This window comes from Paenibacillus sp. (assembly GCF_031177825.1).
GTDB lineage: Bacteria > Bacillota > Bacilli > Paenibacillales > YIM-B00363 > Paenibacillus_AE.
Genome location: NZ_JAPSKE010000008.1, coordinates 209,731 through 232,960, shown reverse-complemented (window position 1 = coordinate 232,960; position 23,230 = coordinate 209,731). Strand labels below are relative to the sequence as shown.

17 protein-coding genes are annotated in these 23,230 nt (G+C 62.2%); 1 reads left to right on the top strand and 16 read right to left on the bottom strand.

The genetic code is table 11. The features are described 5' to 3' along the window. Positions 1 to 18: 18 nt before the first annotated feature. From yqeH to spoVAC, 8 genes are all read right to left on the bottom strand, one after another. A complete protein-coding gene (gene yqeH / locus RIN49_RS12635) occupies positions 19 to 1,143 on the bottom strand; it encodes a ribosome biogenesis GTPase YqeH (RefSeq protein ID WP_309120523.1) in 1,125 nt (374 codons plus the stop codon). Beyond that, positions 1,144 to 1,656, bottom strand: coding sequence for a YqeG family HAD IIIA-type phosphatase (locus RIN49_RS12630; protein ID WP_309120522.1), 513 nt, complete (start codon positions 1,654 to 1,656; stop codon positions 1,144 to 1,146). Between the two features lie 118 nt (positions 1,657 to 1,774). Next, a complete protein-coding gene (locus RIN49_RS12625) occupies positions 1,775 to 4,027 on the bottom strand; it encodes a transglutaminase TgpA family protein (RefSeq protein WP_309120521.1) in 2,253 nt (750 codons plus the stop codon). Further along, positions 4,024 to 5,259 carry a DUF58 domain-containing protein gene (locus RIN49_RS12620; RefSeq protein WP_309120520.1) on the bottom strand — a complete coding sequence of 412 codons (1,236 nt, stop codon included), beginning with the start codon at positions 5,257 to 5,259 and terminating at the stop codon, positions 4,024 to 4,026. Before RIN49_RS12620 ends, RIN49_RS12625 begins: the two co-directional genes overlap by 4 nt. 3 nt (positions 5,260 to 5,262) lie before the next feature. After that, positions 5,263 to 6,222 (bottom strand): AAA family ATPase, encoded by a 960-nt coding sequence (locus RIN49_RS12615; RefSeq protein ID WP_309120519.1) that lies wholly within the window; start codon positions 6,220 to 6,222, stop codon positions 5,263 to 5,265. 213 nt (positions 6,223 to 6,435) lie between these two features. Next, positions 6,436 to 6,786: a stage V sporulation protein AE gene (gene spoVAE / locus RIN49_RS12610; protein ID WP_309120542.1), complete on the bottom strand. Its 351-nt coding sequence runs from the start codon at positions 6,784 to 6,786 to the stop codon at positions 6,436 to 6,438. 14 nt (positions 6,787 to 6,800) lie between these two features. Further along, the gene (gene spoVAD / locus RIN49_RS12605; RefSeq protein WP_309120518.1) at positions 6,801 to 7,817 is read right to left on the bottom strand and encodes a stage V sporulation protein AD; all 1,017 of its coding nucleotides are present in this window, start codon (positions 7,815 to 7,817) and stop codon (positions 6,801 to 6,803) included. Continuing rightward, the gene (gene spoVAC / locus RIN49_RS12600) at positions 7,817 to 8,302 is read right to left on the bottom strand and encodes a stage V sporulation protein AC (protein ID WP_375295241.1); all 486 of its coding nucleotides are present in this window, start codon (positions 8,300 to 8,302) and stop codon (positions 7,817 to 7,819) included. The genes spoVAD and spoVAC overlap by 1 nt, the downstream gene beginning before the upstream one ends. Before the next feature lie 124 nt (positions 8,303 to 8,426). Here spoVAC and RIN49_RS12595 point away from each other — a divergent pair, with 124 nt between their 5' ends. Further along, a complete protein-coding gene (locus RIN49_RS12595) occupies positions 8,427 to 9,032 on the top strand; it encodes a hypothetical protein (protein WP_309120516.1) in 606 nt (201 codons plus the stop codon). A gap of 21 nt (positions 9,033 to 9,053) precedes the next feature. On the opposite strand, the gene RIN49_RS12590 is transcribed toward RIN49_RS12595, so the two are convergent. From RIN49_RS12590 to RIN49_RS12555, 8 genes are all read right to left on the bottom strand, one after another. Then, on the bottom strand, positions 9,054 to 9,959 hold the full coding sequence (locus tag RIN49_RS12590; RefSeq protein ID WP_309120515.1) for a polysaccharide deacetylase family protein: 906 nt from the start codon (positions 9,957 to 9,959) through the stop codon (positions 9,054 to 9,056). Next, complete coding sequence (locus RIN49_RS12585) at positions 9,956 to 10,846, bottom strand: ROK family protein (protein ID WP_309120514.1); 891 nt, start codon at positions 10,844 to 10,846, stop codon at positions 9,956 to 9,958. The genes RIN49_RS12590 and RIN49_RS12585 overlap by 4 nt, the downstream gene beginning before the upstream one ends. A 234-nt stretch (positions 10,847 to 11,080) precedes the next feature. Beyond that, positions 11,081 to 11,797: a cyclase family protein gene (locus tag RIN49_RS12580; protein WP_309120513.1), complete on the bottom strand. Its 717-nt coding sequence runs from the start codon at positions 11,795 to 11,797 to the stop codon at positions 11,081 to 11,083. 150 nt (positions 11,798 to 11,947) lie between these two features. After that, entirely contained in the window at positions 11,948 to 16,519 is a 4,572-nt protein-coding gene (locus RIN49_RS12575) for a chitobiase/beta-hexosaminidase C-terminal domain-containing protein (protein WP_309120512.1), read from the bottom strand. Positions 16,520 to 16,685: 166 nt separating this feature from the next. Then, the gene (locus tag RIN49_RS12570) at positions 16,686 to 19,316 is read right to left on the bottom strand and encodes a hypothetical protein (RefSeq protein ID WP_309120511.1); all 2,631 of its coding nucleotides are present in this window, start codon (positions 19,314 to 19,316) and stop codon (positions 16,686 to 16,688) included. Positions 19,317 to 19,475: 159 nt separating this feature from the next. After that, positions 19,476 to 21,260: an extracellular solute-binding protein gene (locus RIN49_RS12565; RefSeq protein ID WP_309120510.1), complete on the bottom strand. Its 1,785-nt coding sequence runs from the start codon at positions 21,258 to 21,260 to the stop codon at positions 19,476 to 19,478. A 66-nt stretch (positions 21,261 to 21,326) separates the two neighbouring features. Then, entirely contained in the window at positions 21,327 to 22,247 is a 921-nt protein-coding gene (locus tag RIN49_RS12560; protein WP_309120509.1) for a carbohydrate ABC transporter permease, read from the bottom strand. A gap of 23 nt (positions 22,248 to 22,270) precedes the next feature. After that, positions 22,271 to 23,212: an ABC transporter permease gene (locus RIN49_RS12555; RefSeq protein ID WP_309120508.1), complete on the bottom strand. Its 942-nt coding sequence runs from the start codon at positions 23,210 to 23,212 to the stop codon at positions 22,271 to 22,273. Positions 23,213 to 23,230 lie beyond the last annotated feature (18 nt).

The window sequence follows — 23,230 nt, the reverse complement described above, 5'->3', positions numbered from 1 at the left end:
CCGCCCGACTCGAATGAATCAGATCAACGCGGGTCTCATAATCGTCTTGACGCCCTTCGGCGCGTGTACGTCTACGATCGCGCCGCTCTTGCCGTTCGCGCGGATCCAGCCGAGGCCCGAAATATACAAGTCCGCTTCTTCCCCAGGTTTAATCCGGAAGCGGTGCTTCGTCAGCGGCGGCATCGATGCCAAGTCTTCCTTCGTCGGCGGCTGCAGCAGCTCCCCGGCGTGGTCCGCGTACAACTCGTCCGCCCGCGCGAGCTTCGTCCGATGAATCGTGAGCGACGGGCTGACGTAACACGTGAACGACTGATGCGCCCCCTCGACGAAGTCGAACCGGGCGAGCGCGCCGAAATACAGCGTCTGCTCCGCATCGAGCTGATACGTCGCCGGCTTCACCGGCTTGTTCGGCACGATCATGTCGAGGTACGCCTTCGGCACGCGCTCCGTCAACCGAGAATCGTAGACGATTCCTGGAGTGTCGATGACGCTCGCTTCGTCGTCGAGCGGAATATGAATGAGGTCGAGCGTCGTGCCCGGATACGAGGACACCGTCACCTCGGCGTCGAGATCGCTGTAATCGGCGATCAGCCGGTTGACGAGCGACGACTTGCCGACGTTCGTCGCGCCGACGATGTAGACGTCCCGCCCCCGTCGGTGCGACTCGAGCGTCTCCGCGAGACGCTCGAAGCCGGTGCCGCGCTTCGCGCTCACGAGCAGCACCTCGACGGTCCGAAGCCCTTCCTCCTTGGCGCGCTGCTGCACCCAATTGCGGATGCGGTTCGGATTGATGCCCGGCGGCAGCAGGTCGATCTTGTTGACGACGAGCACGACCGGATTCGCGCCGACGAACCGCTGCAAGCCGCCGATCAGGCTGCCCTCGAAGTCGTAGATGTCGACGATGTGGACGACGAGACTATCCGTCCCCCCGACGCCGTTCAACAGACGCAGAAATTCGCCTTGGTCGGGCGTCACGCTGGACGCCTCGTTGTAATGCTTCATGCGGAAACACCGCTGACATACGAGCGGAGACCGTTCGAGCGCCGCCTTCGGCACGTAGCCGAGCGCCCCTTTGTTCTCCGCCTGCACCGCGATGCCGCAGCCGGCGCATCGCGGTCCGGCCGGCGCGTTCGGTTTCGCCACTTAAGGTAGCCACCCTTTCTTCCGGAGCCTCGAGAGGAAGGCCCGTTCTAAATTTCGATTGACGTTGCGCGTCACCCAGCTCTCCTCGGACTTCGCGATCGGCTCGACGAGAATCGTAAACAGACCGAGCCGGTTGCCGCCGAGCACGTCGGTCATCATCTGATCGCCGACGATGGCCGCTTCGTGAGGGCGCAGTCCCATGATCCCGAGCGCCTTCGCGAACGCCGCGTTCAGCGGCTTCTTGGCCCGAGAGACGAACGGCAGCCGAAGCGGCTCCGCGAACGCCCGAACCCGAGCTTCGTTGTTATTGGAAACGACGACGACCTGAAAGCCTTCCGCGCGCACGCCTTCGAGCCAAGCGCCGAGCTCCGGCGTGGCGAGCGGCACCTTCGCGCCGACGAGCGTGTTGTCGAGGTCGGTCATGATGCCTCGAATGCCGCTGGCCTTAAGCGCCGCCAGGTCGATATCGTAAATCGTGCGAACCGTCTGCTTCGGCAGCATCAACTGTAGCAAAAGCGTTCCCTCCGAGCATGGTTTCTTGCGACACATCATACCATAATTTGCCCGCACGCGCCAAAAGCGAACCGCCCCGAAGCCTTGAAGGCTCGGGGCGGTTCTTGCGATAGGATGATTACAAGCTTTCCCGGAGCTTGCGGATGCGAAGCTCCGCATGCTGGTATTCCTCTTCCGTCAGCCGCGCGCCGCTGTACTTCGCTTTTTCGAACGCGGCGAGCAGCGACTCCAAGTCTTTCTGCAGCCATGTATGCTGCGTCTTCCACCGCGCGGTCATCTCCCGGAACGTCTCATGCTCCGACCAAGACAGACCCTTGCGCTTGAAGCGCGCCATCAGCCGTTCGACGTCGGCCAGCAGCTTTACGTTGTAGTTCGGCGACTTGCTGAACGTCCGCGTGCGGAGCAGCGTCAGCCATTGGTACCGAATCGCGAAGTATACGACCGCGCCCGCGGCTGCGGCCGCGACGATCGCCGCGACGATCCAACCGCGCGCGCCGGAGCCGGATTCCGCTTCCGCGACGGGCGCCGCCGCTTCTACGGCCGGCAGGTCCTCCGGCAGCGCGACTTCGGCTTCGTTCTCGACCTGTACGATCGGCAGGGAGAAGCCGGACGTCGGCTCGAACGGAATCCATCCGTAGCCTTCGAAATACACTTCCGCCCAAGAGTGAGCGTCGGAGTTCCGCACCGTGAACGTGCCGGGTCCGTCCAGATCGACGTCTTCGCCGGGCAAATATTGCTCGAAGATGACGTCGTTGCTCGATTGTCCCGGCGCGTAGCCCTTCACCCAACGGGCGGGGAGGCCGAGCGTGCGCGCCATCACGACCATCGCCGTGGAGAAATAATCGCAGTAGCCTTCTTGGACCTCGAACAGGAAGCTGTCTACGAAATCCGCGCTTTGACGTTTGGTCAGGTCGGGCTCGTTCGTGTACGGGAACGTGAGGGACAAGTATGTCTCGAGCGCTCTCGCCTTTTCGTACGGGCTCGCCGCCTCCGCGGTCACCTGCGCGGCCAAGTCGGCGATTCGCTGCGGCAGCTCTTCCGGCAATCGCAAATATTCCCGAAGCTCCCGCGTCGGCTCGACCGGCGGCGCCGTCTTCAACTTCTCTTCGTCGATGACGGGCATCGAGGACGTCACCGAATACGTCAGCGGGTACGGGAAGTCGTCGCGCTCGGCCCAGAGCATCGTCTGGTTGTCGGTGTCCCAGAACCCTCGCCCGAGCGACACCGTCTCGCCGTTGAACACGCCCGGCTCCACCTTCTGCGGATACGGAGCGCCGAACAGCACGGGGAACGATTTGCCTTCGAGAATGCGGTACGTTTGCGTCACCTCGATCGTATCGAGCCCGCCGGCCGCCGGCGCTACCGGGTAGTCCGGCTCCATCGCCAGCGGCACCAGGTTGTTCCGCTCCGTGAACGTCGACGGCTCCCAGCCGCTGCCGGTATACAGCGAGCGGGTTTCCCCGCGCCAGTAGCTTCTTCTCGAGGCGTCGACGGTGAACACCGGCGTGTAATCGAAGTTGAACGCGCCGCCGAGCGAAGAGTCGTTGCGGCTGTAGCCCGACGCGGAGCTGCCGAGACTCAGCGCCGCGAAGCCGGGGCCGCTGCTGAACGCCGGCACGACCTCGCCTTGCGCCGTCTTCCACGCGGTATACGGGTCCATGATGATCGGCCGGATGCTCGGGGCCAGCACGCCGAGCGCCAGCGACGCGGTTACGATCGTTACGATCATGACCGTGATCGGCACCGGGTAGCTGACGAGGTTGTCGTAGCCGTCCGGATCGCGTTCCTTAAGCTGCTTCAAGTGGAATACGACGAGCATCATGAGACCGCAGCCGATCATGATCGCGACCTGCTCCCACAAGCGGAACAAGCTGAACGAATCGACGACGCAAAACAGCACGACGCTGCAGCTCATGACGGAAAACAACCGCCACTTGCTCTTGATATACCAATGAACGAACGTATACGCCGCCCATGCCCCGACCGCGAACCAAAGGAACGGACTGAGCCGCAGCAAGTATTCGATCGCCCCGAGCGCCCAACCGAGCCAATGGTCGGGAACGTCTCGGACCGGCCCCGGCCGCACGACGACCGCGGTCTGGTAGATGCAGGCGGCAAGCGCGAGAACGCCGCGAACCCAGACGTATTTCGGTACGAGCCAGGAGATCAAGAGCGTCGCGACGAACGCGCGACCGACGATGGACACCGTCTCGTTCAGCCAATAGAAGTCGAACCAAACGACGTATTGATATAGGAAGATGCCCAGGAACAGTTGCAGCGCCTTGTCATGCCAATCGGCGAGCAGCCAACGCGAGATCGCCGCGCCGGGACGCAGCGAATGCCGCTCCGCGGGAAAGCGCCATAACGTCATGCGCCCTTCCCCCCTAACAATAGCGGCAATTCGTCGAGCTGCTGCACGGTATAAGACGCTATGCCGACCGAGCGCAGCGCGGCGGACCAATCGTCCTTCGTCTTGCCGTTCCCTTCCGAGCCGATCCGCATGTGACAGGCGCTGACGCCGTTGACGTCCAGCCACTTCAGCGCCTTCAGGATCGACTCGCCCCGTTGCGGGCTGACCAAGAGAACGAGGCCGCCGCTCGACGGAAGCCGCGAGCGGTCGCGCAGTGCGCGGGACGGATCGCCGTTCGGGTCCGGCTGCACCTCGATCAGATGCTTTTCGATCCGTCCCCTCGTCTCGTAGCCCCCCGGCGTCTCGTGGAAGACCCGCCCGCCGCCGACGGACAGGAAGCCCGTCGACATGCCGCGCTTCGCCGCGAACTGCAGCAGCGAAGCCGCGACGGACACCGCGAGCTCGAACTGCTCGCTCGACCGGTAGACGTTCGTCTGGCGGTCGAGCACGATCGTCAGCTTCGGCAGCGACTCCCGCTCGAACTCCTTGGACTTCCAATGCCCCGTCCGCGCCGTCGCCCGCCAGTGCACCTTCGCAAGCCGGTCGCCGTAGATGTATTCGCGGACGCCGTTGATTTGCGTCGTCTCCCGCTGCGAGCCGTTCACCGACGATTGCTGGTGGTTGCCCTTGAACAGGGTGCGAAGCTGCCGCCACTCGGGGATGGCCACCGTACGCGGCAGCACGCTGAACGTCAGCGGCATCGAGATGACGCCGGCGTGCTCGAACAGGCCGAAGATGTCCTGCGTCACGCATTCGACGTTCTCGAATTTATACAACCCGCGGCCGAGGGGCGGCGTCACGTACGACAGCTCGCCGCGCCGCTTCCAATCCGGAACGAACGTGCCTTCGTACACTTGGCTTTCGCCCCCGAACTTCGTCAGCTTATCCTTCACGGTCACGTACGGAATCGGCCAGAAGCCCGGAATGTCCACACGGATGTTCGCTTTCAGCGCGCTGCCGGCCTGCAGCATCGCGCCGCCGGCGACGCCGCCGATCTCCCGCCGGCCTCTCGCCGAGGAGATGCCGCTCCACCGGCCGAGCAGCAAGTATACGGATAAACAGGTAATGATGATCAACAACATCAGACTCAGCTTGCCGCCTTGGAACGCTACGAAAAACAGACACGACACGACGCACAGCGCCAGTCCCCAAGCTTTCGCGGACCAGCGGATCGTTCTGGGGGCTCGCTGCATGCGTTATCGCTCCAATCGCACCGGAACCTTCGCGTCCCGGAAGATCGACTCGAGGATCGATTGCACAGTCACGCCTTCCAGTCTCGCTTCGGTCTCCAGCACGAGTCGATGTCCGAGCACATAAGGGGCGAGCCACTTGATGTCGTCCGGGATGACGAAGTCGCGTCCTTGCAGGAACGCGTACGCCTTCGAAGCCGACAGCAGCGCGAGCGTCGCGCGAGGGCTGGCGCCGAGCAGCAGCTGGCGATGTTCCCGCGTGCGCCGAACGAGCTCCACCGCGTAATGTCCGACGGCGTCCTCGATATGAATCGTTTTCGCACGGTTCTGTAATTCTAGCAATCTAGCGCCGTCCGTTACCGGCTGCAGCTCGTCGATCGGACGGGACACCGTCTGTACCTGCGCCATGCGCCGCTCCGTATCCTCGTCCGGATAACCGAGGGCGAACTTCAGCATGAAGCGGTCCATCTGCGCCTCCGGCAGCACGTACGTTCCTTCGAAATCGATCGGGTTTTGCGTCGCGAGCAGCAGGAACGGTTCCGGAAGCGGATACAACTCGCCGTCCACGGTCACGTGCCGCTCTTCCATCGCTTCGAGCAGCGCGGATTGGGTTTTCGTCGTGGCGCGGTTGATTTCGTCGATGAGGAGAATGTTCGTCATGATCGGTCCCGGGCGGAACTCGAACGCTTCGGTCTTCGGGTGGTAGATCGATACGCCCGTAATATCGGTAGGCAGCAGGTCGGGGTTGCACTGGATGCGGCGGAATTGGGCTTGCACCGACTTGGCGAGCGCCTTGATCAGCACCGTCTTGCCCGTCCCCGGAACGTCTTCTACCAAAACATGCCCCCCGGCGAGCAACGCGGTAAGCATGAGATCGATTTCGGCACTCTTGCCATAAATGCACGACTCCAAGTTCCGCTTTAATTCCGTTACGATGCGGACGTCGTCTTCCAAACGCGTTTCCATGTCCGGTGCCTCCTCTATTGTGCATACTATAAATCCATATTACTAAAAGGAAGGGGACCGGTACACCTTTGATGTCTCTAATTTTTTTTGTAACGATTTCCATATGATTGGTTGATATTGGGAAAAGGGTGAGGAAAGAACGCCGAGAAAAAAACCGACCTTTCTAATGAAAGGTCGGAAATCGGTACGGACCCTCGCTTTCGCCGGCTCGTCCTACCCCTTCGGGCGGACGAGCAGCGCGGCGAAGAAGGAAAAGACGATCGCCGCGGAGATGCCGGCGCTCGTGTAGTGATAGATGCCGCTGACGAGCCCGATCGTTCCCGTCGTGTTCAGCTCGGTGAGCGCCCCGTGCGCGAGCGAGTTGCCGAAGCTTGTAATCGGCACCGTAACGCCGGCCCCCGCGAACTCGATGAGCGGGTCGTACAGACCCACTCCGTCGAGAATCGCGCCGGCGACGACGAGCGTGACCATCGTATGCGCCGGGGTCATCTTCAATACGTCGAACATCAGCTGCCCGACGACGCAGATCGCGCCGCCGACCAGGAACGCCCAGACGAAAGGCATGAACGCTTCCAACATTACCGCGCACCTCCGCTTTCGATCGCCACCGCGTGGGCGATGCAAGGAATGCTTTCTTTTTGCTGGACCGTCAACGGGGACAGGAGCGATCCCGTCGCGACGACGAGAATGCGGTTCAGCTCTCCCCGCTCCAGTCGCTTCAGCAGATGGCCGTACGTCACGGCCGCGGAGCAGGCGCAGCCGCTGCCGCCGGCGAACACTTGCTGCTTCTCTCGGTCGTACATGAGAAGTCCGCAGTCGTCGTATACCGTCTCCTCGATCGGCACGCCGTTCTTCTTGAACAGCTCCTTCGCCATCGCGAGGCCGACGGCCGCGAGGTCGCCGGTCACGATCAGGTCGTAATGGCCCGGAGACACTTCCATATCGGCCAGATGCGCCGTGATCGTGTCGACCGCCGCCGGGGCCATCGCGGCGCCCATATTGAACGGGTCCGTAATGCCGAGATCGATGACTCTCCCGATGGTGGCCGACGTGATGCGAGGACCGTCGCCGCGCCGTCCGACGAGCGCGGCGCCGGCGCCGGTGACCGTGTTTTGCGCCGTAGGCGGCTTCTGCGAGCCGTATTCCGTCGGATAGCGGAACTGCCTCTCCGCGGTGCAATTATGGCTGCTCGTACCGGCGAGCACGAGGTCGGCGTTGCCGCTCGAGACGGCCAGCGCCGCGAGGGCGAGACTCTCCATCGACGTGGAGCACGCCCCGAAGACGCCCAGATACGGAATGCCGAACGTACGGGAGGCGAATGTCGCGCTCACGATTTGGTTCAGCAGATCGCCGCCGATGAACAGGTCGACCTCGTCGATCGGAACGCCCGCTTTCTGCGCCGCGAGCATGGACGCTTCCTCGAGCAGCTTCCGCTCGGCTTTCTCCCAAGACTTCTCTCCGACGAACAAGTCGTCGTGCACGATGTCGAAGTCCGCGCCGAGCGGCCCCTCCCCTTCCACCGGCCCGACGACGGCCGACCGCGATAAGATGACCGGCGGCTCTTCGAAACGCCAGGTCTGCTTCCCTCGTTTCATCAGGATTGCCCTCCCGTCCCGATGATCCAATGGACGAGCGCGACGACGAAGGCGGCGACGGTGCCGAAGACGACGACGGCGCCGGCCAGCTTGAACATGCGCGTGGCGACGCCGAGCACGATGCCTTCGCTCCGATGCTCGATCGCCGCGGACGACATCGAGTTGGCGAAGCCGGTAACGGGAACCGCGGTCCCGGCGCCCGCCCATTGGGCGATCTTGTCGTATACCCCAAGGCTAGTCAGAATAACGGACAGCAGAATCAGCAGCACGACGGTCGGCACGCCGGCTTGCTCCTTCGTCATGCCTGCGTATTCGACGAACAACGTCGCGATCATCTGCCCGATGACGCAGATCGTCCCCCCGGCGACGAACGCCCGCCAGCAGTTGACGAGGACCGGCCGCGCGGGCTCCTTGCTCTTCGCGAGCGATTGATATTCCTTAGGCGTAAGATTGAACCGTTTTTTCGCAGCGCTGGACACAAGCATTCCTCCGTTTTCCCGTATGCTTGTCTTTCAGTATTTCCAGTTCGGTCGGCGATATGTTGAAGCGGCTCGGTAGGAATTGTTGGGAGAATATGATACGGTGGGTTCGGTAGAGGAGGCTGAGAAAGTGGAGATCGTTCCTTATTATTCCGAAAACGACGGCGCATCGCCGCCCGACGGCTCCTGCGTTCGACTGCGCCCCGGCGGCGCGCCGCGCCGGCTCGAAGGAGTCGCAGGACTTTGGCTCGAATCGCCCGAGCCCGCGCTCGCGTTGGCCGCGGCGCGCGCCGTTCGCGACCCGGTCTTGAATTCGCTGCCCGCGGACGAGGCGGCCTGGGCGTCGTTCGGTCCGGCGGCGCTGAAGACGTTCGCCCGCATCGTCCTGCTCCCGTTCGCGCCGGGCGCAAGGGCGCAATCGTTCGAAGCGAACTTGGACGCCGCGCTAGCGCTGGCGGATCGGTACGGCGTGCCGGCGGAGCGCCGCATCGTGGACGTCTGCGTGCTGCCGCGGCGCATCGAGCCCGACCCGGAGCTGTACGCGGCGCGCATCGTCTCCTTGCGGGCGCGGGGCTTCGCCACATGCGCCGGGCTCCCGAATTTCGTCCACGACGACGACGAGAGACGGCTGCCGGCATTCGCGCATCGGCTCGCGGCGGCCGGCTTGTCGTACGCCATCGTCAGCGAAAGATTGCTACGCAAAGAAGGGGGCGTCCTCCGGTCGTTAGACGACTAAGGACACCCCCCTTTCTTATTCTTATCGTTCCCCTCGTTGCAGCGCCCGCAGATCGGACCAACGAACGCGGCGAACGCCCGCTTCGTTCATGGCCTGAAGGACGTCCGCGTCGCGGAAGATGTCCATCTCCCACCCGCGCTTTTCCCAATGCGGGTTGATCGCCTTCAATTCGTCCGTCACGAGGGACGGGTGGATGATCAGCTCGGTGACGCCGGGCGACAGGCTGCGAAGCAAGGCGATCATGTCGCGCTTGAAGCTCTCGTACGTCTCTCCGGGCAGCTTCTGGAACGGAAGGCCGACCAGATCGTCCAAGATGGAGACGCCCGTCGCATCCGCGATCGCCCCGATTTGGGCGGCCCTCGCCTGCAGCTCCGCAGTCGCCCCGCGATTCGCGGGCGCCTTCCGCGGCAAGCGGAACGGCAGACGGTATCGGACGCACACCTCGAACACCTCGCGCAGGAAGTCGCGCCCGGTCTCAAGACCGTACACCGAGCCCATATGGTTATCGAGGTGCGTCGGCTCGAGCCCGGAGGCGATCGCCATCTCGATCTGAGCGATCAACTCCGCGCGCACCTGCGCCGGATCCGCGGTCGACTCGACCGTCCGGACGTCGGCCGGGAACCAGCCTTCCTTCGTTATGAGCGACGTCGCGTCGCCGGCGCGTCCGACCGGTCCCCACTTGTACCCTTCCCATTCGCTCGTCAGCGTGAAGTGGACGCCGACGTTAAGCTCGGGCCGCGCCGCGCTCCACCGGAGCGCCTCGCGCGCCCATCCGCACGGCATCATGATCGTCGCCGAATCCACGACGCCTTCCTCGAGCAGCCGGAATATCCCGAGGTTCGTCGAATGGCACATGCCGAAGTCGTCGGCGTTCACGATCAAGAGCCGTTCGTCCGAGCCGAAGCCTAATCTCTCCGCCCCGTTCATCGCGCGGTCGCTTTCCGCTCCAAAGCCGCCCGACCGAGCGCGAGCGCGCCGCTAAGCCCCGCGTTGTCCCCGAGTCCCGGCGGAACGATGTACGCATCGATGCCGTCCGCGATCGCCTCCGCCCGTACGTAGCCGGCGAGCAAACGCCGAACCTCCGCGCGGACGAGCGGGAACAGCTGCTCCTGTTTCATAACGCCGCCGCCGAGAATGACGCGCTTCGGCGACAGCAGCAGAATCGCGCTTGCCACCGCTTGCGCGATGTAGAACGCCTCGATGCCCCACGCCGGATGATCCGTGCCGAGCTCGGCTCCCTTCACGCCCCAGCGCTTCTCGAGCGCGGGACCGGCCGCCATGCCTTCGAGGCAGTCGCCGTGGTACGGGCATACGCCCGCGAAGTCGTCTTCCGGATGCCGACGCGTCAGCACGTGGCCGCCTTCCGGATGGACGAGGCCGTGGACGAGCCGGCCTTCCGCGTATACGCCGACGCCGACTCCGGTGCCGATCGTGTAATATACGCAGCTGTCCAAGCCTTGCGCCGCGCCCCAGGTCGCTTCCCCGAAGGCTGCCGCGTTCACGTCCGTATCCCAGCCGTAAGGGACGTCGAACGCCCGCTTCATCGCGCCGAGGAAGTCGTAATTCCCCCAACCCGGCTTCGGCGTCGTCGTGACGAAGCCGTACGTCGGGCTCGCCGGATCGATATCGATCGGGCCGAAGCTGCCGATGCCGATCGCTTCGACGTTTTTGTTTTGGAAATAATCGATAACCTGCCGCAGCGTCTCTTCCGGCCGCTCCGTCGGGAAGCTTACCCGATCCTCGATGTCGCCCCGCTCGTTGCCGATGCCGCAGACGAACTTGGTGCCGCCCGCTTCGATTGCGCCTATACGCATACAACTCTCCCCTTCGCCGTTCGTTAGCAATAACCGAATCGATGATTCGTTTCAATTGTATCTCTTTTCCCTCCAAGGAAACAACCGTCATCCATTGACCGAAGGCTCGTCCGGATCTAGGACGAACTACTTTTTCCGAAAAGGAGAGTTTTGAATGCAGTCGATGGAAGACCGGCAGCGCGTGCACGAAGAAGGTCCGTCTCCGAGCGTCATAAGCGCGGGACGGACCTTATTTTATTTCGAGACGAACGCGAGCGCGCGGAGCGGCGAACCCGAGCCGCGCTTTACCTTCAACGGAGCGATAAAGACGACGCTCTCGCCTAGAATCTCGTCAAGCTTCGTTAAGTTTTCCACGATGTTCACCCCGTTCCCCAGCAGCGCGTAATGCGCGGGCGCGCCCTCGGCGGCGCTCCCGTCGATCGCGATGACGTCGCAGCCGACGACCTTGACGCCCTTCTCGACCAAATAGAGGGCTCCATCTTCCGAGAGGCCCGGCCATTCCTTGGCGTACTTCAAGTCGACCGTGCGAGGCACCCAATACCGGTCCCATCCAAACCGGAAGAAGACGATATCGCCGGACTCGATCCGCTGATGCGACCGTTCCCATTCCTCGATGTTTTCGCGGGATACGCTGCCGGTTTCGTCGAGGAACGAAACGTCGATCGTGAGCGCCCTGCCGAAAAACTGCGTCGTCGGCGTCTCGTCCATATACCGATGCGCCTCATGCCCCTCCCGAAGGAAATGCGCCGTCGCGTCCATATGCGTGCCGCAATGCTCGTTCATGACGAGCTGATACGCGAGCGCGATGCTGCCCGTGTCGAACGAATCCCACAACGTGTGGAAGTAACGCGAATGCGACAAGACGACGGGCATATCCTCCTCGTACGTATGCGAGAGGTCGATCACTTGCATGCGGAACAACATTTCCGCCAATTGCTTCGCTTCGCTCATAAGGGGCCACCATCCGTTCCGATGTAATAAGTTTCTCCTGTTTATAGGATACGGCGCTCGCTCGGCGATTCCTTCCTCCCTTATCGGATCGGGACGAACAGGAGGAGCGGTTTCAAGCGCAACGACGCTTGGAACCGCCCCTCCTGTTCGTTATTGCTCCGAAACCTTAAGAATCGTCACCGCGTCCAGGAACGCGGTACTGTCGCCCGTCGCCGCCGTGCCGACGAATCGGATCGTACGGCTCGAACCAGAGGAAACCGTGAACGGCTCCGTGACGAACGTCTGGAACTCGGCCGAGGACGCCGACGAGAACGTGCCGATCGTCGTATCGCCCGCGCGCACCTCGATCGTCTGTTGGCCGCCGAAGGCGCGTCTGGCCGATTGGAATTGTATTGTATACGTCCCTTTGGGGAAGAAAAGCGTTTGGCTGATTTCGCCTGCGGCGCCGTCTTTGTTCTGGATGAGTCCGGTCTGCACGCCTTCCGGCGCCGGCGCGGCGCCGAAGGCGCTGCCGTTCCGTTGCACGCCGGCGGTCGCGTTGAACGTCCAGCCTTCCGTCATATTGACCCGTACCGCCGTCACGGCCGGCGATTCGAAGCCCGCATTCGCGAATACGGGGGCCGCCTGCGGAGCCGGCTCGCCGATCGTAATCGCGTCGATGAACGCCGTGTTGTCGCCCGTCGTCGTCGTCGCCGCGAACCGGATCGTATGGTGGCCCGTCTCGACCGTGAACGCGTCCGTCGCGAAGGAAGCGTACGCCGTGGAAGCCGGCGCGTACGAGCCGACCAACGTCTCGTCGACGTAGACGTCGAACGATTGCGCGCCGCCGAACGACCGCTTCGCCGCCTGGAACGTAATCGCGTACGTCCCGCCGGGCAAGAAGACGGATTGGCTGAATTCCCCCTGGCCGTTATTCGTGTTCAGATACGCCGCTTGGATGCCCGACGGAGCGGGCGCTTCTCCGAACACGCTGCCGTTCTTGACCAGCCCCGAATGCGAATGGAACGTCCAGCCTTCCGCCGCGCCGCCGACCTGCACGCCGGTCGACGCCGTCACCGGCGGCGATTCGAAGCTGCCGTTCGGAATCGCCGGACCGGACGGAGGCGTATACGGCACGAGGTCGATCGCATCGACGAACGCCGTGTTGTCGCCCGTCGTCGTCGTCGCCGCGAACCGAATCGTATGCCGGCCGGGTTTGTCGATGACGAAGCCGTCCGTCGTATACGCTTGGTAGCTGCCCGACGTCGGCGTGTAGGAGCCTAAAACCTGATCGTCCAGGTACACGGCGAACGATTGCTGTCCGCCGAAGCTGGTGCGCTTCGCCGCTTGGAAGCTGATCGCGTACGATCCCGCCGGGAATACGATCGTCTGGCTGATGGCGCCGGCGATGCCGCCGTTCGTCTGCAGCAGCGCGGACTGCGTGCCTTCCGGCGCGTCGGCCGCCCCGAAGGCGCTGCCGTTGCGCTGCATGCCCGACCGCTCGTTGAACGTCCAGCCGTCGCCGCCGCCCAAGACGCCGTGGCTCGTCGCGATCGTCGGCGATTCGAAGCCGCCGTTCACGAGTTCCGGCCAATCCGGAATCTCGATGCGCTCGACGGACACCGCGTCGACGTACGCCGTCCGTTCGCCGTCGGCCGTTACCGATACGAACGAGACGTCATGGGTGCCGGCTTCCACGGTGAAGAAGTCCGAATCGAAGTCGGCGTAGCTCGTCGCGGTCGGCGCGTACGTACCGACGACTTGGTCTCCGACGCGCACCTCGAACGTCTGGGCGCCGGAAACGCCGGACGCCGCGGCGCGGAAGCTAAGGACATACGTCCCGGCAGGGAATTCCACCGGTTGCGAGAAGCGTCCGGCTTCGCCGTCCGCGGATCGCAGCGCCGCCGCCTGCACGCCGAGCGGCGCGTTCGGCGCGCCCGAGGCGCCGTTCCGCGCGACGCCGGACGTCTCGTTGAACGTCCAGCCCGCCGAACCGGAGGACGAAGCCGAACCGCCGAGCAGGATACGGGCGTCATTCGTCGCGGCCGGCGATTCGAAGCTGGCGTTCGCGAGATGCGGTGCGTCGAACGGCTTCGGATGCGTCATTCGAACGTCGTCGAGGAACGCCGTGTTATCGCCGACCGTCGTCGTCGCGACGAACCGGATCGTGTGGCGGCCTCCCGACGTCTCGAACGGCTCCGTTCGGAACGTGACGTATGCACCGGACGTAGGGGCATACGAGCCGATGACCGTGTCGTCGAAATACACGTCGAACGTTTGCGTGCCTCCGAAGCTGGTGCGCTTCGCGGCTTTGAACTCCATCTGATATGCGCCCGGCTTAAAGTTGATCGACTGGCCGATGACGCCGGAGACGCCGCCGTCGGTCTTGAGATACGCGGTCTGGACGCCGAGCGGCGCCGGGGTCGCGCCGAACGGGCCGGCGTTATGCTGAACGCCCGCGCGGGTGTTGAACTCCCAGCCGTTCGTCATCGGTCCCGGCCGCGCCGACGTCGTGCCCGGCTTCTCGAAGCTCGCGTTGAAGAACGTGACGACCGGCATTTCCTCCGGTATGTCGCGGCTTACGAAGCAGCGCTTCGCATGCCCCGGACTCGGATCGCCGCCGAACTGCTCCGCGGAGCAAGCGACTCCGTCCTCATGGACGGCATAATTGAACAGGCCGTCCGCGCCGAAAGCGACGATCGCTTCGCCCTCGAAGTAGCATTCCCCGCCCTCGTACGCGCAGAACGCGTAGCCGTCCGGCGAATTGCTGACCTGTCTCGTCTGGTACAACGCGGAGACGGTGGCCGAAGGATTCTTCCCGTCTTGGAAAGCCTTCGCTTTCAGCAGCGCCAGCGTTCCGTCGGCTAAGATGATCGGCCGCTCGTACAGCGGAGACGCCGTCGTCGGCTCGCTGCCGTCCAGCGTGTAGCGGATTTCCGCGCCTGGGGTCTCCGTCGTCAGCGTCACCGCCTCTGCGGACGGGTAGACGCCCGGCGCCAAGCCGAACGTCACCGGCTCGACCGTGTTCGGCAGCGACTTCGGCAGCACCTTGATCAACGCGACGCCATACGCGCTCGGGTCGGCTTCGCTCGCGGCCTTCACGGCGATCAGCGTCTCCTCGTTCACCTGAGGCGCATGATAGACGCCCGTGTTTTTGTTGATCGCTCCGCCCTCGGCGCCGGCCCCGCCGACGATGCTCCAAGTCACGCCGCCGGCGTTATCGATGACGTTCGCGGTCAGCTGCAGCTTGTCGCCCGAGCGAATCGTAGGAGTAAGCGGCGACACCTCGACCTGCGTTTGGGCAGGGGCCGTCGTATAGATCGCGAAGTGGTACGCCTCGTCCACGTTCGCGTCGCGGAACGAAGCGCCCGCTTCGAAGCTTGCGGAAGCCGGCGGCAAAATCGCGTTGCCGGTCCGCGCGACATCGTCCTTATAGACGTGCTTGCGGAACGTCTTGCCGATCTCGACGCCGCCGAAATCGAACGTGACGTCCTTCGGCGCGCCTGCCTTGCTCTCCAGCAGAATCGTATAGTTCCCGTCCGCCGTCTTGAACGCGGCCGCGCGCAAATCCGGCGAGCCCGTATCCACCGCGATGACGTCGCTATGCTCGGGAATGTAGCGGTTCAGGAGACCCGCGCTGTAGAATGTCTTGTTCGGCGTCATGCCGAGCACGATCGAATCCCACATCGTATAACTGCCGTTAACGCTGCCGGCCGGATCGTGCGTCCACACGCCGTTCAACTGCCACACGAGCGCGGACTTCACGCCGCCGTTCGCGACGGCCACGACGGAATTCGCGAAGCCGGCGTCCCAGTTGCTCATATTGTCGTCGCCCCAGCCGAACTCGGTCAGATGCACCGGCTTCGGCGCCACGTAATCGCTGCGCTCCTTCAACGCGCCGCGAAGACCTTCGTACGCTTGCCCGTATACGTGGAAGCTGTATCCGTCCATATGTTCGTCGATACGGTCTTTCATATAACGCGTCCAGCCCGGTGCGCCCGTCTCCTCCGGGCCCCAGATTTCGATCGAATCGCGGAGGCCGTCCGCCGCGAGCCGCTCGCTCACCTTGCGCACCATCTCCGCGTAATACGCTTGCTGATCGCCCGGCGCCTCGAAGTCCCAGCTTCCGTTCGGCTCGTTATAGAACGTCAGATACTTAACGTTATCGTAACCGCGGTTATGAATAAGCTCGTTCAGCACGGCCGACGTCGAAGCCGCATACGCGTCCAGATCCGCCGGCGCGCTCGTCCACGGGTCGACGCCCGGGATGTTGAACCACTCGTGCGCTTTGGAACCGATCTTCCAACCCATATTGAACTCGATTTCCGTACCCGCCTCTTTGAAGGCGTCCAGGTACTTATAGAACGCTTTCATTTCCGGGCTGTCGAATGTGTACACGCCCTTCGACGACTCCATCCAATCGATCTGGAACCATATTCTCGCCACCTTCGGCTGCAGCGTCAAGATGCGCTTCTTGTCCATCTCCCAATGCATATCGGTGTATCCGAATCGCCGGGTGCCCTCCATCAGCGACCCCGGAATAACGTTGACCCCGATACCGAGGAAGTCGGACTGGATCACTTCGTTCGGATCGACCCGCACCGTGTGCGTCTCCCGAACGGTCGAGCCGGCCGGGTCCGACGCCGCTGCGGACGGCGCCCCCGCCCACGTCGAGAGCGCGAGCGACGCGGCCATCGCAAGCATGCCGATCCGGTGGATTGCCCTCTTGTTATTATTGTTCATTATTGAATCTCCTTCCGTTTATTGTTGCAGCATTATCGTATCTTTTCGTAACCGCTTTCAGTTTGAATATTTTTAGGAATCAATTGAAATGTTTACCGATGGCGGCGCGACCCGGGTTGAAAAATCTTGTCGTCGGGTTGAACAAGTTCGCGCCGCCATGTCGGAATCAAGGCACGACTTCGATGTTCACGTCGTCGATGACCGCGGTGTTGTCCCCCGTCGTCGTCGTCGCGACGAACTTCACCGTATGGCTGCCGGCGGACGCGGCGAAGGAATTCGTCGTATGCGAGGCGAAGGTTCCTAACGTCGGCGCGAACGAACCGACCTTCGTATTATCGAAGTAGACGTCGAACGACTGCGTTCCCCCGAAGCTGGTCCGCTTCGCCGCTTGAAATGCGATGCGGTACGTCCCGGCCGCGAAGGTCGCCGATTGATAGAACTCCCCGGATACCCCGCCGTCCGTTTTCAAATATCCGGTCTGCACGCCTTCCGGCGCGTCGGCGACGCCGAGATTGCTGCCGTTATGCTGAATGCCCGCCCTCGAATTGAACGTCCAGCCGTACGTCGCCGGACCGAACACCGAATTCGTCGTCGTAGGCGTCTCGAAGCCCGCGTTCGCGAAAGTCGGCGGCGGGGAAGCCGGTTCAATCGTCACCGCGTCGATCACCGCTGTGTTGTCCCCCGCCGTCGTCGTCGCGACGAACTTGACCGTATGACTGCCGGCCGTCGCCGTGAACGCGTCGGTCGCATAGGACGTAAACGTGCCCAGCGTCGGCGCGTACGAGCCGATCTTCGTATTGTCGAAGTAGACGTCGAACGTCTGCGTTCCGCCGAAGCTGGTTCGCTTGGCCGCTTGGAAGCCGATGCGGTACGTGCCTGCGGGGAAATGAATCGTCTGTTGGAACTGTCCCGCCACCCCGCCGTCGGTTTTCAAATACGCCGTCTGCACGCCTTCCGGCGCGTCCGTCACGCCGAGGTTGCTTCCGTTACGCTGAATGCCCGCCCGCGAAGCGAACGTCCAGCCGTGCGTCGCCGGACCGATGATCGAATTCGACGTCGGCGGCGTCTCGAAGCCGGCGTTCGCGAACGCAGGACCGGAGGCGCCGGGCGTCAACTTCAGCAGCGCGATGCCGTACGCGGACGGATCCGACCCGTTGGCCGCCTTCACGGCGACGTACCGTTCGGACGTCGCGGACGGAGCCGTGTAAAGTCCGCTCGCGCTAACCGTTCCGTTGCCGCTGCCGACGACGCTCCAAGAGACGCCTCCGACGGCGCTGTCGATGACGGTCGCCGACAGCTGCACCGACTGCCCCGACTGCACCGTCGCTTCGACCGGCGTCACCTCGACCTGCGTCTGCGGCGGCAGCGTCGTGTAGACGATTACGTTGTAGTTCGCGTCGACGCTCGAGTCGTTGAACGACGCCCCCGCGGAGAAGCTGCCCGTCGCCCGCGGCAGCAGCGCGTTCCCGGTCCGCGTCACCGAATCCTGGTAGACGAACTTCCGGAACGTCTTGCCGACATGGACGCCGTTGAAGCCGAACGTTACGTTTTTCGCCGTGCCCGCTTTGCTTTCCAAGAGAATCGTATAATGACCGTCGCTCGTCTTGAACGCAGCGGCCCGCAGGTCGGGCGTTCCCGTGTTCACCGCGACGACCGCGCTGTGCGCGGGAATATACCGCTGCAGCAGACCGGCCGAATAATACGCCTTCTTCGGCGTCAGGCCGAGAACAAGCGAGTCCCACATCGTGTAATTGCCGTTGACGCTGCCGGCCGGATCATGCGTCCAGACGCCGTTCATCTGCCAGACGAGCGCCGACTTGACGCCGTCGTTCGCGACGCGGATCACGGTATTGGCGTACCCCGAATCCCATCCGCTCGCATCGTCGCTCGCCCACCCGAATTCCGTCAGATGGACGGGGTCGGCCCCGACGACGTTCTGCCGCAGGTCGATCTCGGCGCCGAGGTCCGCATAAGGAACGCCGTAGACGTGGAAGCTGTAGCCGTCGACGTGCGCGTCGACATTGGTTTTCATGTACGCCGTCCAATCCGGCCCGGTCGAGCCCGCCCGTACTTCCTCCGGCGCCCATATTTGCACCAGATGCCGCAGCCCGTCTTGAGCCAACCGCTGGCTCGCCTTCTGCACCATGGACGCGTAATACGCCTTCTCGTCGTACCCCGGCGAAGCGAAATCCCAACTCCCGTTCGGTTCGTTGTAGAAAGTAAGATACTTGATGTTGCCATACCCGCGGTCCACGATCAGCTCGTGCAGAACCGCGGACGTAGAGGCGGCGTAGGCGTCCAAGTCTTTCGGAGCGCTGATATACAGCTGCTCCGTCGTCAAGCCGGGCAGGTTGAACCAGCTGTGAACGCTCGAACCGACCTTCCAGCCCATATTGAATTCGATCTCGGTGCCGGCGGCTTGGAAGGCGTCGAGATATTTGTAGAGCGCTTTCATTTCCGCGCTTTCCCAATCGTAGACGCCCTTCGTCTTCTCCATCCAGTCGATCTGGAACCAGACGCGCGCCACCTTGGGCTTGAACGCGAGAATCCGCTTGCGATCCATCTCCCAATGCGCTTCCGTATAGCCTTGCGCAAGGCTCGCCTGCATCAGCGCGGCAGGGATGACGTTGACGCCGACGCCCAGAAAATCGCTTTGAACGACCGTATTCGGGTACACCGTCACCGTGTGATTCGCCGCTTGCGCCTCCTGCCGATCCCCGAACGACAACGAGGCGAAGACGAGCGCGAACAGCGCCGCCGCCAGGATCGCTTTCTTCTTCCTCTTCCATCCAAACATCAAACCATCGCTCCTTCTCCGGAAAATGGTGTCGTGCCGCCTGCGAATCGTTCCGGCACAAGCTTTCCCTCCGGCCACCACCTCCTTCCCGCCGAAATAAGGAACGAGCCAAAGTCGGTTTCGGCTTTGGCTCGTTGTCTTTATGCGTATTCGATTGGATTACAATCCGTGCTCCGCGCGCAGTCTCTTGACTTCGTCGTTGTAGAACTTCGTGAACTCTTCGGCGCCGCCGTCCTTGAATGCCTTAATCGCTTCCTCTTTGTTCTTTTGGAACTCTTCTTCCGACTTCGAGAGGATGATCTTGGCCGCTTGACGCGCTGCAAGCTCCTTCAAAGCGGCTTCCGTCTTCTTGTGCTCCTCGGCGAGCGTGACGCCCGGAACCGTGTTGCGCTTTAAGATTTCGTCGTCGGACATGCCGTTCATCCACGTCGTGAACGTGTCGAGCTTGCCTTCTTCGATCAGCTTCTCGAACACTTCGCCCGAGTACGTCGCGCCGTAATGGGCGGCGAAATCTTTCTCCAGCGGGGTCGCCGCCTTGGAGAGCGCCTCGCCGGCGTTGAACAGATTGACCGGTTGGCCGTCGTTCGGGTTGACGAGATCGCCGCCGAGACCGATGATGTTGCGGTCGAGCGACAAGCCCGTCTTCTCGAATTCCGTACCGCCCGCCGACTTGAGCGCGAGCGTCTCTTCCGTCAGCGTCGGAACGCCGTTCACCATGTTCCAATGCGTCCCTTCCACACCGTTGTACATCGTTCTTGCGCCTTCGTAAGAGAAGATATAGTTCAAGAATTCCATTGCTTTCTCCGGGTTCTTCGAGCTCTTCGAGATCGAATACGACTTATCCACCCAACCGAGCGGGTTGACGCCGCCCGTCCAAGCGAGCTTGCCGGCCGGAACGACGATATACCCCTGGTCGCCTTCCGGATGCTGCGCGTTGAAGTCGCCCATCGCCCAAGTCGCCGGACCGACGACGATTTGGCCTGCCGTCGCTTTCGCCATATAGTCGTTGTTCTTCATCGTGAGGGAGTCCGGATCGAGCAAGCCTCTGCGGTGCGCCTTGTTGAAGAAGTCCATCGCGACCCAGAAGTTGGACGTTTCGTCCGTCAGCACGCTGATGAAGTTATGATCGCCGACTTGCGCCGCCGTCAGGTCGCTCGTCGCGCCGGACGACTTCGTGAAGACGAGCGGCGTAATCGTGTACGGCCAGAGGCCCCAGTCCTGCCACATCGATACGCCGTACACCGGCTTGCCTTCGTCGGTCTTCGGATGGTTCTTCACGATTTGCTCGACGGCGTCCAGCATCTGATCCATCGTGTCCATCGGCGGCGCGCCGATTTCCTTGTACCAATCCCAGCGAATCGTTGCGCCGATCGTAATCGGAGCGACGGATTGCCCCGGCTTCGGCTGCACTTGCGGCGGCAAGAAATACGCCTTGCCCGTGCCGTTGCTCCAGTTTTTCTTGCCGTATTCCACGACCGTGCCGATGTTCGCGGTAATATCTTTCCCGTGACTCGCCAGCAGATCGTCCATCGGGATGATCAAATTGCCTTCGATGAGCTGCTTCTGGAATTTGTTCGGGTCCGCGCGAACGATGTCCGGCAGCTCGCCGCCGGCGAGAAGTACGTTGAATTTATTTTCGTCCGCTTCGACGTATTCGATCTTCACGCCGAGCTTCTCCGCGAGTTCCTTCGCGATCACGCTGTCCTGCTGCACCGAGTTCCACTTCGTGCCCGGCTCCATGACGAGGACGCGCAAGGTGACGAGCTCCTTCGGTTCCTCGTTCGCCGCCTCGGGTTCCGTACCGCCTTCGGCCGTTTGGCCCGCGTCGCCGGTTCCTTCGTTGTCCGTCGCGTTATTGGAGCCGCCGCCGGAGCAAGCCGACAGCACCAGCGCCAGGATCATCGTCATCATGATCGCAAGCTTCCAAGTCCCTTTCTTTTTCATTGCTTTACCCCTCCCACATCGAATAAGGATCTATAATTATCGGCCGTCGGCCGGATAATCCGTCGCTTAGCCCTTAACGGCGCCGAGCATGATGCCCTTGACGAAGTACCGCTGCAGCAGCGGATACACGAGCACGATCGGCAGCGTGACGAGCATCGTGATCGTCATGCGGATCGACTGCGGCGTCAGCGTACGAACCAAGTCGCCGCGGTTCAGCTGTTCCGTCGTCATGTTGGACAAGTTGCTGGATTGGTTCAGGAAATTATAGAGCACGAGCTGCAGCGTCTGCAGTTTCGGGTTTTCCACGAGAAAGAAGTTATCGAACCAAGTGTTCCACTGCCCGACGGCGGCGAACACGGCGATCGTCGCGATGATCGGCATCGACAGCGGGAAGATGACGCTCGTGTAAATTTTGAAATACCCCGCGCCGTCGATCTTCGCCGATTCCTCGAGCGAGGCCGGCAGCTGTTCGATGAACGTCTTGATCAAGATGACGTTGAAGGCCGAGAGCGCGGACGGAATGATGTAGAGCAAGAAGTTGTTCTGGAAGCCGTACGCCTTCATCGTCAAATACCAAGGAATGAACCCGGCGTTGAAATACATCGTGACGAGCACGAATCGGTAGATGTACTTCCGGAACGGCATCTCGTCCTTCGTGATCAGGTACGCGAAGAAGGAGCAGCAAAATACGGTAACGATCGTTCCGAGCACGGTTCTCGACAGCGAGACGATCGCGGAGTCCGCGATGCCCGGGAGGCCGATCGTCGTCCGGTACGCCTCCAGCGAGAAACCCGCCGGCCAGAGGTACACGCCCTTCTGGGCTTCGATCGAGTCGCTGATCGAGTAGATGAAGATATAGTAGAACGGATAGATCGTGACGATGACGAGCAACGCGAGAACCAAATAGTTGATCGTATCGAACGTAAGATCCTTCAGTTGAATAGGCCGCTTGCGGCGAACCGCCGACGCGTTGGCTTGCATGCTCATGGCGAGACTCCCTTCCCGGCGGCTTATACGATACCTTGCCCGCGGATTTTCTTAGACATAAAGTTGACGCTGAACAACAAAATGATGCTGATGACCGACTTGAAAATGCCTACGGCCGTGGAGTATGAATAATCGCCGGTAACGAGACCGAGCCGGTATACGTACAGATCGAGCACTTCGATCCGGTCGGCGACCATCACGTTGCTGAAGACGAGATATTGCTCGAAGCCGGCGGACAGCAGATTGCTGATCGACAGCAGCAGCAGGACGATGAAGGTCGGCATAATGCTCGGCAGCGTAATGTGCCAGATCGTGCGAAGCCGGCCCGCGCCGTCGACGCGCGCAGCGTCGTACTGCTCGCTGTCGATGCTGACGATCGCGGCCAAGTAGATGATGGCGCTCCAGCCGACGCCCTTCCACAGCAAGAGAAGCGTCTGTACGGTCCATACCCGTTCGTAGTTCCCGAGGACGTTGACCGGCGTATCGCTCAGCCCCAGCTTGAACAGGATCCCGTTCACGGCCCCTTCCGTGCTGAACATGCTGAACGCGAGGGAATATACGATGATCCAGCTAATATAATGAGGCAGCGTCGAGGTCGTCTGCACGATCCGCTTGAACCATTCGTTTTTCACCTCGGACACCATGATCGCGAACAGCATCGGGATCGGCGCCGTCGCGATCGACAGCAAGCTGAGCGCCAGCGTGTTGATCAGTACGGGACCCATGCGGGGATCCGTTAGCATGGCCGCGAAATTTTCCAAACCGATAAACTCCGACCGGCTGAGCGGAATGCCCGGACGATAGTCGAAAAAGGCGTAGATCCAACCGAACAGCGGCACGTAACTGAAGGCGAAGGCGATCGCCACGAAGGGCAGCGCCATCAGCAACAGCTTGATTCCGTCTTTCCGGAAGAGCTTCGACTTCTTGGCGGACTTCTGTTTTTTCGCTGCGTACGTAATTTCCATAGCTCTTCTCCTTTGTCT

Bases quoted from the DNA above. Each gene is read 5' to 3' on its own strand.
- spoVAD (WP_309120518.1), bottom strand. From the start codon at position 7,817: ATGAAACGAGGGAAGCAGACCTGGCGTTTCGAAGAGCCGCCGGTCATC.
- RIN49_RS12585 (WP_309120514.1), bottom strand. From the start codon at position 10,846: ATGCGTATAGGCGCAATCGAAGCGGGCGGCACCAAGTTCGTCTGCGGC.
- RIN49_RS12620 (WP_309120520.1), bottom strand. From the start codon at position 5,259: ATGCAGCGAGCCCCCAGAACGATCCGCTGGTCCGCGAAAGCTTGGGGA.
- RIN49_RS12590 (WP_309120515.1), bottom strand. From the start codon at position 9,959: ATGAACGGGGCGGAGAGATTAGGCTTCGGCTCGGACGAACGGCTCTTG.
- RIN49_RS12555 (WP_309120508.1), bottom strand. From the start codon at position 23,212: ATGGAAATTACGTACGCAGCGAAAAAACAGAAGTCCGCCAAGAAGTCG.
- RIN49_RS12565 (WP_309120510.1), bottom strand. From the start codon at position 21,260: ATGAAAAAGAAAGGGACTTGGAAGCTTGCGATCATGATGACGATGATC.
- spoVAE (WP_309120542.1), bottom strand. From the start codon at position 6,786: ATGCCTTTCGTCTGGGCGTTCCTGGTCGGCGGCGCGATCTGCGTCGTC.
- RIN49_RS12625 (WP_309120521.1), bottom strand. From the start codon at position 4,027: ATGACGTTATGGCGCTTTCCCGCGGAGCGGCATTCGCTGCGTCCCGGC.
- RIN49_RS12570 (WP_309120511.1), bottom strand. From the start codon at position 19,316: ATGTTTGGATGGAAGAGGAAGAAGAAAGCGATCCTGGCGGCGGCGCTG.
- RIN49_RS12615 (WP_309120519.1), bottom strand. From the start codon at position 6,222: ATGGAAACGCGTTTGGAAGACGACGTCCGCATCGTAACGGAATTAAAG.
- RIN49_RS12575 (WP_309120512.1), bottom strand. From the start codon at position 16,519: ATGAACAATAATAACAAGAGGGCAATCCACCGGATCGGCATGCTTGCG.
- spoVAC (WP_375295241.1), bottom strand. From the start codon at position 8,302: ATGCTTGTGTCCAGCGCTGCGAAAAAACGGTTCAATCTTACGCCTAAG.
- RIN49_RS12580 (WP_309120513.1), bottom strand. From the start codon at position 11,797: ATGAGCGAAGCGAAGCAATTGGCGGAAATGTTGTTCCGCATGCAAGTG.
- RIN49_RS12560 (WP_309120509.1), bottom strand. From the start codon at position 22,247: ATGAGCATGCAAGCCAACGCGTCGGCGGTTCGCCGCAAGCGGCCTATT.